General features: G+C 73.4%; 11 protein-coding genes, 1 pseudogene and 1 riboswitch. Of the genes and pseudogenes, 6 read left to right on the top strand and 6 right to left on the bottom strand.

Translation table 11 applies throughout. The annotated features are described in order from the left end of the window. Positions 1–19: 19 nt before the first annotated feature. Positions 20–964, bottom strand: coding sequence for an NAD-dependent epimerase/dehydratase family protein (locus ADK52_RS11455; protein ID WP_053689650.1), 945 nt, complete (start codon positions 962–964; stop codon positions 20–22). A 46-nt stretch (positions 965–1,010) separates the two neighbouring features. Next, entirely contained in the window at positions 1,011–1,961 is a 951-nt protein-coding gene (locus ADK52_RS11450; protein ID WP_053689649.1) for an alpha/beta hydrolase family protein, read from the bottom strand. 160 nt (positions 1,962–2,121) lie between these two features. Between ADK52_RS11450 and ADK52_RS11445 the strand changes: the two genes are divergently transcribed. Beyond that, positions 2,122–2,712 carry a TetR/AcrR family transcriptional regulator gene (locus ADK52_RS11445; protein WP_053689648.1) on the top strand — a complete coding sequence of 197 codons (591 nt, stop codon included), beginning with the start codon at positions 2,122–2,124 and terminating at the stop codon, positions 2,710–2,712. A 27-nt stretch (positions 2,713–2,739) separates the two neighbouring features. Here the strand turns inward: ADK52_RS11445 and ADK52_RS11440 are convergent, their stop codons facing one another. Continuing rightward, on the bottom strand, positions 2,740–3,357 hold the full coding sequence (locus ADK52_RS11440; protein ID WP_234343654.1) for a DedA family protein: 618 nt from the start codon (positions 3,355–3,357) through the stop codon (positions 2,740–2,742). 32 nt (positions 3,358–3,389) lie between these two features. Then, positions 3,390–4,166, bottom strand: a complete 777-nt coding sequence (locus ADK52_RS11435) for an MBL fold metallo-hydrolase (RefSeq protein WP_053689647.1) — start codon at positions 4,164–4,166, stop codon at positions 3,390–3,392. A gap of 127 nt (positions 4,167–4,293) precedes the next feature. Here ADK52_RS11435 and ADK52_RS11430 point away from each other — a divergent pair, with 127 nt between their 5' ends. From ADK52_RS11430 to ADK52_RS11415, 4 genes are all read left to right on the top strand, one after another. Further along, complete coding sequence (locus ADK52_RS11430) at positions 4,294–4,698, top strand: hypothetical protein (protein ID WP_053689646.1); 405 nt, start codon at positions 4,294–4,296, stop codon at positions 4,696–4,698. 245 nt (positions 4,699–4,943) lie between these two features. Next, positions 4,944–7,085 carry a phage holin family protein gene (locus tag ADK52_RS11425; protein ID WP_078988247.1) on the top strand — a complete coding sequence of 714 codons (2,142 nt, stop codon included), beginning with the start codon at positions 4,944–4,946 and terminating at the stop codon, positions 7,083–7,085. 77 nt (positions 7,086–7,162) lie between these two features. Continuing rightward, positions 7,163–8,554, top strand: coding sequence for an amino acid permease (locus ADK52_RS11420; RefSeq protein ID WP_078988246.1), 1,392 nt, complete (start codon positions 7,163–7,165; stop codon positions 8,552–8,554). Between the two features lie 53 nt (positions 8,555–8,607). Then, positions 8,608–9,048, top strand: coding sequence for an SRPBCC family protein (locus ADK52_RS11415; RefSeq protein ID WP_053689645.1), 441 nt, complete (start codon positions 8,608–8,610; stop codon positions 9,046–9,048). 66 nt (positions 9,049–9,114) lie between these two features. Here the strand turns inward: ADK52_RS11415 and ADK52_RS11410 are convergent. Beyond that, positions 9,115–10,628, bottom strand: a pseudogene (locus ADK52_RS11410) (RNA polymerase sigma factor). 227 nt (positions 10,629–10,855) lie between these two features. Continuing rightward, positions 10,856–11,617: a class I SAM-dependent methyltransferase gene (locus tag ADK52_RS11405; protein WP_053689644.1), complete on the bottom strand. Its 762-nt coding sequence runs from the start codon at positions 11,615–11,617 to the stop codon at positions 10,856–10,858. A 109-nt stretch (positions 11,618–11,726) separates the two neighbouring features. Then, positions 11,727–11,824: riboswitch (ZMP/ZTP riboswitch) on the top strand. A gap of 86 nt (positions 11,825–11,910) precedes the next feature. Here ADK52_RS11405 and ADK52_RS11400 point away from each other — a divergent pair. Beyond that, positions 11,911–12,756: a bifunctional 5,10-methylenetetrahydrofolate dehydrogenase/5,10-methenyltetrahydrofolate cyclohydrolase gene (locus ADK52_RS11400; RefSeq protein WP_053689711.1), complete on the top strand. Its 846-nt coding sequence runs from the start codon at positions 11,911–11,913 to the stop codon at positions 12,754–12,756. Positions 12,757–12,785: the final 29 nt, after the last annotated feature.

Below are 12,785 nucleotides of genomic sequence, written 5' to 3'. Positions count from 1 at the left end.
CCCGTCGGCGATCCGCCGCTCACCTCTCGTTGCCCGCGCGCAGCCAGGCGATGTAGTCGGCGACGGCCCGCTCGGTGTCGTATTCGGCCCGGTAGCCGGTGTCCTGCTGCAGACGGCTGATGTCGAGGACCATGTGGTGCGTCTCGCCGCCGTCGGGGAGGTCGATCCGCGCGTCGGGGACCGCCTTCCTGATCGCCCCGATGAGCTCGGAGTTGGTGGTGGCCCGGCCGGAACCCACGTTGTACGTACGGTGGTTCAGCCTGTCCGCGAGCTGGAGGAGCGCGAGCGCCCGTCCGGTGTCCTTCACGTAGCCGAGGTCCAGCCCGTCCTCGGCGAAGGCCGGCCGCACGAGGTGGGACAGGTCCGGGGCGGTGCCGTGGGCGGCGGCCCGCACGAGGGCGGGCGCGGCGAAGAACGGATCGGCGTGGCCGAGCGGGCCCCAGGTGCCGGAGATGCGGTAGTTGACGATGTCGATGCCCGTGGCGTCGGCGAGGAATCCGCCGAGGAGCTCGCCGACCTTCTTGAACGTGGGGATCGAGACGGGTGCGGTCAGCGGCAGCGGAGCGTCCTCGCGCAGCGGTCCGTCGTTCCGCGCCCCGAAGTAGACCCCGATCGTGCTGGCGACGCCGAGGCGCCGTACGCCCCAGTCCTGCGCCGCCTGCGCGATGTTCAGCAGTCCGCCGAGCGCCTGCCGGGTCCCCTCGACGGGCGCGTCGGTGACGGAGGGCCACGGGTAGGTCCCGGCCAGGTGCACGATGCCCGTGATGTGGTGCCGGTCGCCGATCGCGAGCAGCGCCCCGCGATCGGCGATGTCCGCCCGCTCCACCGTCACCCGCGCTCCGGCCAGCACGGCCGGGAGCTCGCGGGTGCGGCGCTGGACCACGACGCAGTCCTCGCCCTGGTCGAGCAGCGCCCGTACGGTGTGCGATCCGATGAAGCCGAGACCTCCGGTGACGAGGATCATGGCCTGTCCTTTCCGTGGTGGTTCTGATCGTCCGTGCGGGTGGGGGCTACTTGCTCTGCAGGCTGCCGGGCGCGTCGGGGTCGTTCTCCAGGGCGGTCGCCGCCGTCCGCCAGCCGGTGTCCCCGGGGGAGAGGGCGCTGCGCAGGAAGGCCGTGGTGAGCCGCTGGATCAGGGCGACGCGCGCCGGGCTCTCGTCGGTGGTCTCGGCGACCTCGTATCCGGGGATGCCGCCGAGCGAGTGCTCGGCCCCGAAGAGGGTGAGCAGGCTCTTGCCGGCCGGGCTGTGGGTGTAGGGGTCGGTGAACCAGTCCGGTCCGCGGGTGGACAGCGCGGAGTCGTCCTCGTCACCGGCGACGATGAGGGCCGGGGTGGTCATGGTGTCGAAGGAGGGCCTCAGGAAGGGCAGGTTCTCGGCGGCGAACGGGGTGAGGCTGTCGCCCAGGCCGGTCAGGGCGAGCAGCACGCCCGCCGTGACGCGGGGGTCGGACATGTCCTCGCCGGGAACGCCGTCGGCGTCCAGGACGCGCGCGCCGAGCAGCGTGCTCGCCGTCTGGGCTCCCCAGGAGTGCCCGGCCACGGCGATGCGGCCGTGGTCGACGCGGCCGCCGAGGCCGGGTACGGCGGCTTCCAGGACGTCGAGTCCGTCCAGTACCTGCTTGAGGTCCTCGACGCGGATCCGCCAGATCCGCGGCGTACGCGGGTCCTCGTGCGGGATGCCGAGGGTGCGGGAGTCGAGGTGGGTGGGCTGGATGACCACGAAGCCCTGGGCCGCCCAGTGGTCCGCGAGCGGGGCGTAGCCGTTCATCGACCAGCCGAAGCCGTGCGAGAAGACGACGACGGGCAGATCGCTGCCGGTGGCGGGGGCGGACACACGGACCTGGAGGTCCTCGCCGCGGCCGCTCGGGGCCGGCAGGAGGACGGGCTGGGCGGACAGCACGGTGGTGGGCGCGCTCGCAGACCGCGGCGCGTTGAAGGGGTTCGCATTCGAGCCGGACATGGCAGTGCCTTCCGTCGGGTGTCTTCGCATACGTCGGTCCGGTGGGCGGCCTGGCAGGCGGCACGCCGTTCTGCCATCATGGGCGAACCGGAACCTTGCTCCGCTAACGATACGGAGCACTGTTCCGCTTTGCAAGGTCGGTGAGGGAAGGAGTGCCGTGGTGGACGACAGCGGGCGGACCGGGGGCGGCGCAGCCGCGTCCAAGCGCAAGGACGCCCAGCGCAACCAGCAGTCCCTGCTGGACGCGGCGGCGGCGGTCTTCGTCACCTCGGGCGTCGAGGCGCCCGTACGGGACATCGCGGCCAAGGCCGGCGTCGGCATGGGCACGATCTACCGGCACTTCCCCACCCGGGCGGACCTCGTCATCGCCGTCTACCGCCACCAGGTCGAGGCCTGTGCCGAGGCCGGACCGGCCCTGCTGGCGGCCGGCCCGACCCCGCACGCCGCCCTCGGACAGTGGCTGCGGCTCTTCGTCGACTTCCTGGTCACCAAGCACGGGCTCGCGGCCGCGATGCAGGCCGACAACGCCGGCTTCGAGGCGCTGCACGCCTACTTCCTCGACCGGCTCCTGCCGGTCTGCACCGAACTCCTCGACGCCGCCGTCGCCGCGGGCGAGATCCGCTCCGACTTCACCGCCTACCCACTCATGCGCGGTATCGGAAATCTCTGCATCGGCGCCGAGACCGACTCCCGCTACGACGCGCGCCGACTGGTCGGGCTCCTCGTCGAGGGACTGCGCCGACAGCCCTGACCCGGACGGCCGCGGGGCCGGGGTACGTCACCGGCTCCGCAGCCGGCGCCAGAGCGACGGCGCCCCGCTGATCAGCAGGGTCACGGCCACCGCCAGCGCCACGCCCTTCCACGGCTCCGAGAACAGGGAGCCGCCCAGGATCCCGATCAGGCAGTACGTCGCCGCCCAGGCGAGGCAGGCCGGGGCATCGCCGCGGGCGAAGCGGCGCAGCGGGAGCCGGGCCAGCAGGCAGGCCAGCATCACCGGGATCCGGCCCGCCGGGACCAACCGGGAGACGACCAGGACCAGTACCCCGTGCTCGTCCAGCTTCCGCTGCGCCTGGGCCAGCCGCTCGGGCGTCGCCCGCCCCCGCAGCGTCTCCAGCCACCGCGAGCCGCCCCGGGAGCGCACCCCGCGCTGCCCCAGCCAGTACAGCGCCAGGTCCCCGGCGAACGCGGCCACCGCCGCGACACCGAACACGGGCAACACCCCGAACGGCAGCGACTGCTGGTGGAACGCCACCACCGCCGCCGTGCTCACCAGCGCCCCCGTCGGGATCACCGGCACCAGCGCGCCCAGCGCCACCAGCAGGAACAGCGCCGGGTACCCCACCGCCTGCCGGGTCGTCTCCGGAGGCACCTGGCCGACCACCGCGCCCAAGGCCACCCCGAGCCCGTGGGGCCCGTACGCCTCCCACGTCACGGCAGGCGCACCCGCTCGCCGTGCCCGGGTACCCGTACCGTCACCTTCGGCGCCAGCTGCCGGGCCCGCCGTACGAACTCCTCGCCCGGCGCGTGGAATTCGTGCGGCCGCACCGCGTCCAGCCCGATCGGCCAGTACGTCCCGTAGTGCACCGGCACCGCGGCCGCCGGCGCCAGTTCGGCCAGCGCCCGAGCCGCCCCGGCCGGATCCAGATGCCCCGGCCCCAGGTACGGGCCCCAGCCGCCGACCGGCAGCAGGGCCACGTCCACCGGCCCGACCTCCTCGGCCATCCCCGCGAACAGCCCGGTGTCCCCGGCGAAGTACGTCCGCGCCGAGCCCTGGACCACGTACCCGAGCGCCGGCGCGAGACGCGGCCCGAACGGCAGCCGCCGCCCGTCGTGCCGGGCGCTGACCGCCCTGACCCGTACGCCCGCCCGTACGCCGACCTCGTCGCCCGCAACCACCTCCGTGACGGGCAGCCCGCGCGCCGCCGCCACCCGCGCGAGCCCCGGCACGGCCCGGCGCGCCCCGCGGGGCACCAGCAGGCGGGTCCCGGGCGCCAGCCGGGCCAGCGACGGCAGGTGCAGATGGTCGGCGTGGAGGTGCGACACCAGCACCACGTCCGCCTCCGCCGCCTCCGGCGGGGGCGGTGCCCCGCGCCTGCGCCGCAGATGCGCGAGCCGCCGGGCGAACAGCGGGTCCGTCAGCAGCCGCACCCCGGAGTCCTCGACCGTGCACGTGGCATGGCCCCACCAGGTGATCTCCACCGGCACCCGGCCTCCCCGCAGCTCGTACGTCCCCGCCCCTCCTGAGCCTAGAGCTTGCCCCCGCCCCCGCGCGTCGAACCGATGCCCGCCGCCCCCTCCTCCCGGGCGGCGGATCGGAGTAGGGTCGGGCGGCATGGATGAGCTGCGCGTGGCCGCTATCGCCAGCCTGGCCCCGCTCGAGGATCTGGACACCGACCCCTTCGCCGTCGACACCCGCAGCCAGCACGCCATGTGCGCCCGCTGGGCGGCCGACCAGGGCTACGTCGTGACGAGGACGCTGCTCTTCTACGGGCTGCGCGCCAACCACTGCGGGCTCTGGTGCGACGTGGACGCCGGGCAGGTCGACCTGTTCGTCGCCCCCAACCGCCGGGTCCTGGCCCGCGCGCTGCGCTCCGTCGAGGAGTTCACCGCCGAGTGCGAGCGGCGCGGCGTACGGCTGGAGACGGCAGGGCTCGCCGAGCCGCAGTACACCTCCGCCATGAAGGCCGAGGTGCACCGCCGCCTGTCCATGCCGACCGCCGGCTACGACGGCACCTAGGGCGACGCAGGGCACGCAGGGCACGTAGGGCGACGCAGGCCGACGCAGGGCACGCGGGGCAGCCCGGGCAACGCCGGGCACGGCAGGGCACGCAGCACCGCCACCGCGCTCCCGGTCGCCGCGGTTCGCACCTCCGTGCGCCACCCCTGTCACCCGGCCGGGCCCGCCGCCCTGTGCGACGCTGGGTGGTGCGGCCGGGACCGCGGGCGGGGCGCGGATCCGGGGGAGACACGAGGCGGTACGGCGTGTGGCGAGGACGGTGGCGGACCCTGGGCAGCGCCCTGGTACGGGTGATCCTCGTCTGGGCGGTGTCCACCCTCACGATGCTCGCGCTGGCCGGCGTCCTCCCCGACTTCCGGCTCCAGTCCGGCGACGGCGACAGCGTCACCGAGATCGGGCTGACCGCCGCCTGGGGGGCCGGGGCCTTCGGCCTGCTGAGCGCGCTGGTGTGGCCGGTGCTGGTCCGGGCGCTGCTGCTGGTGCCCGCCCTGGTGCTCGGCCTGCTCGTCTTCTTCCTCAACGGCTCGCTGCTGCTGCTCGCCCTCAGCCTGATCCCGTCCGGGCGTGGCGAAGTCGCCCCGGAGACCGCCGTGGTGGTGGCCGCCGTCATGTCCGCCGTCGCCTCCGCGACCTCGACCGCGCTCGCCGTGCGCGACGACGAGGCGTACCGGCGCCGGCTCTACCGGCTCGCCGACCGGCGCCGCCGGCGTACGCGGCACAAGGGCGCGCCCGGCGCCGGCCCGGCCGCCCCCGGCCTGGTCTTCCTCCAGCTCGACGGCGTCGGTCACGAGACGCTGCGCCGCGCGGCCGGCGGCGGCCTGATGCCCACGGTGGCCGCCCGGCTGGACGGCGGCCACCGCCTCACGGCCTGGCGCACGGACTGGTCCAGTCAGACCGGCGCCAGCCAGCTCGGCATCCTGCACGGGTCCACCTTCGACGTGCCCGCCTTCCGCTGGTACGAGAAGGACACCGGCGAGGTGGTGGTCTGCAACCGGCCCACCAGCGCCGCCGAACTCCAGCGCCGGGCCATCGCCCGCACCGGTGACGGCGGGCTGCTCACCCTCGACGGGGCGAGCCGGGGCAACCTGTTCAGCGGTGGCGCCGACCAACTGGCGCTCGTCCTGTCGGTCTCGGCGCGGCGGGGCCGGGCGAACCGTTCCCGCGCGGGCTACTTCGCGTACTTCTGCGACCCGGCCAACGCCGTCCGCACCGCGCTGTCCTTCGTCGCCGAGGTCGCCCGGGAGATCGGCCAGTCGCTGCGGGCCCGGCTGCGCGGAGAGCGGCCGAGGGTGGCCCGGGGCGGGCTGTACCCGCTGATCCGCGCCTTCGCGACGGTCGTCGAACGGGACGTCGTCGTGGCGGCGGTGATCGGCGACATGCTCGCGGGGCGCGCCGCGATCTACGCGGACCTGGTCGCCTACGACGAGGTCGCCCACCATTCGGGGCCGCACGGCCGGGACGCCGACCGGGTGCTGGCCCGGCTCGACCGGAGCCTCGCGCTGATCGCCCGCGTCGCCGAGCACGCGCCCCGGGAGTACCGGATCGTGCTGCTCTCGGACCACGGCCAGAGTCCGGGGGAGACCTTCCTGGGCCGGTACGGGCTGACCCTGAAGGACCTGGTCCGCGCGGGCTGCGGACTGCCGGTCTCCCGCCGGGCCGGCCGCACCCGCAGTGGCGCCGAGGCCCGCGCGGCGGTGCTCGCCGCCCTGCACCGGCCGGTGGAGGAGGGCGCGGAGGCCCACCCGGAGCGGGGTCCGGACCCGGTGGTGCTGGCCTCGGGCAACCTCGGGCTGATCTCGTTCCCGGACCTGCCGGGGCGGGCCTCGCGGGAGCGGATCGAGCGGGCGCACCCGGCCCTGCTGGGGACCCTGGCCAACCACCCGGGCATCGGGTTCCTACTGGTGGACGGGGAGGTACTGGGCCCGGGCGGGAGGGTGGCCCGCCTCGACGAGCCCGGCGCGGCGGAGGAGCTGCTGGCCCGGTTCGGACCGGGTGCGGCGCGGGCGGTCCGGCGGACCGACGCCTTCCCGCACGTGGCGGACGTCATGGTGAACTCGGCGTACGACCCGCTCACCGGGGCGGTGCACGCCTTCGAGGAGCAGATCGGCTCGCACGGCGGCCTGGGCGGGGAGCAGGGGCACCCGTTCCTGATGTGGCCGACGGAGCTGTCGGAACCGGAGCCGGACCTGGTGGGCGCGGAGGCGGTGCACGAGGTGCTGCGGCGCTGGCTGCGGGAGGCGGACGGGCCCCAGGTACCGGTGGCTCCGCCGGTGGGCGGGGCGGCGGCGGAGCCCGCGGGGAAGCCGGTGGAGGAACCCCGGCCCCGGGGCGGAAATGGCGGAAGCCTTCCTTCCGCAGGGGTGCCCGCGCGGGACGAAATCCGCTGATTTTGTGGCGCCCGCGCACTGGTCAACCATGTGTTGACCCTGCCCAGCATGTGAGACATTCCAGAGGCGCACCACCGATGACCAGCACCGCAACCCTGCCCGCCGAGGCCGCCGCACCCCCCGAGCAGGGCCGCGACCCCCACGCCCGGCGCTTCGGCCTCCCGATCGCGACCTGCCTGGTCATGGGCAACATCATCGGCGGCGGGATCTTCCTGCTGCCCGCCTCGGTGGCGCCCTTCGGCACGATCAGCCTGGTCGCCTTCGGCGTGCTCACCGCCGGTGCGATCGCCCTCGCCCTGGTCTTCGGCCGGCTCTCGCAGCGGCTCCCGCAGACCGGTGGACCGTACGTCTACGCCCGCGCCGCGTTCGGCGACTTCGCCGGGTTCCTCGCCGCCTGGAGCTACTGGATCACCGCCTGGGTCTCGAACGCGGCCCTCGCGGTGGCGGCCGTCGGCTACCTCACCGTGCTCTTCCCGGCCGTCGGGGAGCACAAGGCGGCGATGTGCCTGGCCGCCCTCGCCGTGCAGTGGCTCCCGGCGCTCGCCAACCTGGCCGGCACCCGGTACGTCGGCGCCGTCCAACTGGTCGCCACGGTGATGAAGTTCGCCCCGCTGCTGTTCGTCGCCGTCGGCGGGCTGTTCTTCTTCGACCCGGCGAACCTCGGCCCCTTCCGGGCCACCGACCAGAGCCCCGTCGGCGCGGTCTCCGCCGCCGCGGCGATCCTCCTCTTCAGCTACCTCGGCGTGGAGTCGGCCGCCGTCAGCGCGGGCGAGGTCCGAGACCCCGCCCGCAACGTCGGCCGGGCCACGATCCTGGGCACCGCCGCCGCGGCCGCCGTCTACCTGCTGGGCACCCTCTCGGTCTTCGGCCTGGTCGCCCACGACAAGCTGGTCGCCTCCGAGGCCCCGTTCACCGACGCCGTCAACGCCATGTTCTCCACGGACGGAGGGGCCGGCGGCACCTGGGCGGGCACCCTCGTCGCCTGCGCGGCCGTGATCTCGATGCTCGGCGCCCTCAACGGCTGGACGCTGCTCAGCGCGCAGACCCCGTACGCCGCCGCCCGCGACGGGCTCTTCCCGAAGGTCTTCGCGACGAAGAAGCGGGGCGTCCCGGTGGCCGGCGTGCTCGTCACCGTCGTCCTGGCCTCCGGCCTGACGATCTACAACTACACGGCGGGTTCGGACGGGGTCTTCGAGGTCCTCGTCCTGGTGACCACCTTCACGGCGACCGTCCCGTACCTGCTCTCCACCGCCGCGCAGATCTACTTCCTGCTCTCCGGACGGTCCGAGCGCGTCCACCGCGGCCGCCTGGTCCGCGACGGGATCCTCGCCGGCCTGGCCTTCGGCTTCTCGATGTGGCTGGTCGCGGGCTCCGGCTACGCGGCCGTCTACCAGGGTGTGCTGTTCCTCTTCGCCGGCGTCCTCGTCTACGCCGCGATGTCCGCCCGCAAGCACCGGGCCACCGCCTGACCTGCGCGGTAGTTTGGAATGAGAGGACAAGCAGGGGGCACTAAGGGGTCGCCATGTCCGCGATCAGAGAAAGCATCGACATTTCCCGCAGTCCCGAAGACGTCTTCGACTACGTGACGGACCCCACGCACCTGCCGGAGTGGCAGGACAGCGCCGTCTCCGCCCGCCCGCTCGACGGCCGACCTGTCCATGTCGGTTCGAAGGTCGTGATCACCCGGCGCATGGGCAGGCGGGAGTTCCCGATGACCATGGAGGTCACGGAGCTGGACAAGCCGCACAGCTGGCACATCCAGGGGACCGGCGGACCCGTCCGCGGCGACGTGCGCGGCACGATCGAGTCCCTCGACGGCGGAAAGCGCTCGCGCGTGACCCTCGACCTCGACTTCGAGGGCCACGGCATCGGGCGGGTGATCGCCCCGCTCGTCGTCAAGCCGTACGCCCGCAAGGAGATGCCGCGCAACGAGGAGAAGCTGAAGCACCTCCTGGAGAACTGAGGTGCCCGGGGTACGCGGTGCGCCCGCAGCGGGCGCACCGCGTACCCCGTCGGCTGACCCGACGGTTTAGTCGAGGTAGTCGCGCAGCACCTGCGAACGCGACGGGTGGCGCAGCTTCGACATGGTCTTGGACTCGATCTGGCGGATGCGCTCACGGGTGACCCCGTACACGCGGCCGATCTCGTCCAGGGTCTTCGGCTGGCCGTCGTTCAGGCCGTAGCGCATCGAGACGACGCCCGCCTCGCGCTCCGAGAGCGTGCCCAGGATGGACTGGAGCTGCTCCTGGAGGAACGTGAACGACACCGCGTCGGCCGGTACGACCGCCTCGGAGTCCTCGATGAGGTCACCGAACTCGCTGTCGCCCTCCTCACCCAGCGGGGTGTGCAGGGAGATCGGCTCACGGCCGTACTTCTGGACCTCGATGACCTTCTCGGGGGTCATGTCGAGTTCCTTGCCCAGCTCCTCCGGAGTGGGCTCCCGGCCGAGGTCCTGGAGCATCTGGCGCTGGACGCGCGCCAGCTTGTTGATGATCTCGACCATGTGGACGGGGATGCGGATGGTGCGCGACTGGTCGGCCATGGCACGCGTGATCGCCTGCCGGATCCACCCTCCTGGATCAGGTCCAGGAAGAGCATGCCGCGGCCCGTGTAGCGCTTGGCCAGCGAGACCACGAGGCGGAGGTTGGCCTCCAGCAGGTGGTTCTTGGCACGGCGGCCGTCCTCGACGAGGATCTCCAGCTCGCGCTTGAACGCGGGCTTGTGGTCCTCCTCCTCTTCGAGCTTGTACTCGGAGAAGAGACCCGCCTCGATGCGCTTGGCGAGCTCGACCTCCTGCTCGGCGTTGAGCAGCGGCACCTTGCCGATCAGCTTCAGGTAGTCCTTGACGGGGTCGGCGGTGGCGCCGGCGACCATGACCGTCTGCGCCGGGGCGTCGTCCTCGTCGTCGTCGGACAGGACGAAGCCCTGGGTGCCGCCGGCCTTGGGGGCCTCCTCCTCGACGTCGTCGACGAGGTCCTCGGCGGCCCAGTCCTCGCCCTCGGCGGCCGGGGTCTCGCCCTCGTCGGCGTCCTTCGCGCTGGTCTTCTTGGCCGCGGCGGCGGTCTTCTTCACCGCGGTCTTCTTCGCGGCGGTCTTCTTGACCGTCCGCTTCTTCGGCTCGGCGACGGCGTCGGCCGTCACCTCGTCCTCGGTGGCCGCGGCCGGCGAAGCGGATATCGCCGCCGCGGTGGCGGGGGCCGCGCTGGCCGAGGCCTTGCGCGCGCCGATGGGGCGCGGCGCGGCGGCCGCCTTCTTGGTCACGGTGCGGGCAGGCGCGGCGGCCGCCTTGCGGGGCTTCTTCGCGGCGGCCTTCGTGGCGGGGGCGGCGCTGACGTGCAGTGCGACACCCTCCTCGTCCAGGACCTGGTTCAGGCTGCGCAGGACCCGCTTCCACTGGTCCACCGGGATGCGGCCGGCCTCGAAGGCCTGGCGCACGTCGTCACCGTTGATGTGACCCTGCTCGCGGCCGCGCTCGACGAGCGCGACGAGGGCCTCCGATTCGGCGATCTCCGGAGGGAACGTACGGGACGGGCTGAGCGACACAAGGAGCCTCTCGTTGCGAACAGATAGGGAGTGGGCGGGACATCATCGCGCGGACTCGGGAAACAGACCCGAGGGGGGTCTGTATTCCGGGGCCGCGCGAGGACACCTGTCGGTTCATCGCATGCCCGAGTCGATTCGTTACGCGCTGAATTGAGTGACCTGCGCCACGCTGTGGGCGCGCAACCATTCGGCCGTGGATCCGTCCGCGCCCGCGCCGCCCTTTCCCGTCAACCCGTTTTGCGGGCTTCGATGAGGAAACGAGCGGTGTGCGCCACGAACGGGCCGTCACGCTCGATCCGTTCATGGAGCTCGCGCAACCGGTCCCGGTACTGCCCGACCGTGAAGCCGGGCACCATCCAGATCACCTTCCGTAGAAAGTAGATCACGGCTCCGATGTCGTGGAACTCCGTACGCAGTCTCTCGGAGCGCAGATCCACCACTTCGAGGCCCGCCTTGCCGGCGTCGGCCACCGCGTCGTCGGGGTGCCGGCCGCGCCGGACCTCCTCCGGCTGGGGCCCGAGGAAGTACTCGACGAGCTCGAAGACGCTCGCCGGCCCGACCTGCTGCGAGAGGTACGTACCGCCCGGGCGCAGGACCCGCGCGATCTCCTCCCACCAGATGGTCACCGGATGCCGGCTCGCGACCAGCTCGAAGGCCTCGTCGCCGAACGGCAGCGGCGGCTCGTCGGCGTCCGCGACCACGACCGCGCCCAGCGGGTGCAGCAGGCGGGTCGCCTTGTCGATGTTCGGCGGCCAGGACTCGGTGGCCGCCGTCAGCGGGGGCAGCGGCCCGGCCCCGGCCAGCACCTCTCCGCCGCCGGTCTGGATGTCGAGGGCGGAGCGGACCCGGGCGAGGCGCTCGCCGAGCAGCCGCTGGTAGCCCCAGGAAGGGCGCTGCTCGGTGGCCCGGCCGTCGAGCCAGGAGAAGTCCCAGCCGTCGACCGAAACGGACTCGGCTTCCGCGACCAGGTGGTCGAAAGTGCGCGTCATGTCTCGATCGTCCCAGGCGCGGCGCCGGTGATCCACCGGTTTGACCAGATCCCGTACGTCAAGGACCGCCCGCGGGCCACCGCACCCGCGGGCGGGGTCCATTAGAGTGGAGGCGGGCCGTGACTGGCGTTCGGGTGGATCACCACCGGGGAGCGGCCCGGCGTACGACCGCACGTACGTCTCCTGCCGCGCGCCTGGGCGAACCGCGAACCCGCGAACCGCAGCGACGCTCAGGAGACCCCGTGACGACTGCCCAGACCGCCACTGTCACCGCCACCGGCCCCGCCCGGCTGATGGACGGCACCGCCCTCGCCCGCCGCATCTCGGAGCAGACCGCCGCCCTCGCGGCGAAGATCACCGAGCGCACCGGCACCGCGCCCTGCCTCGCGACCGTGCTGGTCGGCGAGGACCCGGCGTCCGTGACGTACGTGAAGATGAAGCAGAACCGTTGCGCCAAGGCCGGGATCACCTCCCGCCACGTGGAGCTGCCGGCCGAGACCACCACCGAGGAGCTCGTCGCCGCCCTCACCGCCCTCTCCGAGGACCCGGAGATCAGCGGCATCCTCCTCCAGCACCCGGTCCCGCACCACATCGACGAGCGCGCCGCCTTCGAGGCCATCGCCCCGGGCAAGGACGTCGACGGCGTGACCATGCACTCCTTCGCCGCCATGGGCTTCGGACTGCCGGGCTTCGTGTCCTGCACCCCCGGCGGCATCATGCGCCTGCTCGCCGAGTACGACGTGGACCTGACCGGCAAGCACGCCGTGGTCGTCGGGCGCAGCGCGATCCTGGGCAAGCCGGCCGGCATGCTGCTGCTGGAGCAGAACGCCACCGTCACCTACTGCCACTCCCGCACCGTGGACCTGCCGTCGATCGTGCGCCAGGCCGACGTGCTGGTCGCCGCCGTCGGCAAGGCAGAGTTCATCCGCGGCGAGGACATCAAGCCGGGCGCCGTGGTGCTGGACGCCGGCTACAACGAGGGCAACGTCGGTGACGTCCACTTCGAGTCGGCCGCCGCCCGCGCCTCGCTGATCACCCCGGTCCCCGGCGGCGTCGGCCCGATGACCATCGCCGTCCTGCTGGAGCAGACCGTCCGGGCGGCCGCCGCCCAGGCCGGCCTGGAGCTCGCGGACCTCTGACCGCCGCACCGCACCCCGCGTACGGGAAC

The organism is Streptomyces sp. WM6372, assembly GCF_001279655.1.
In the GTDB taxonomy this organism is placed as follows: domain Bacteria; phylum Actinomycetota; class Actinomycetes; order Streptomycetales; family Streptomycetaceae; genus Streptomyces.
Note: the sequence above shows the minus strand (reverse complement) of the source record. Positions and strands in the feature narration are given on the sequence as shown.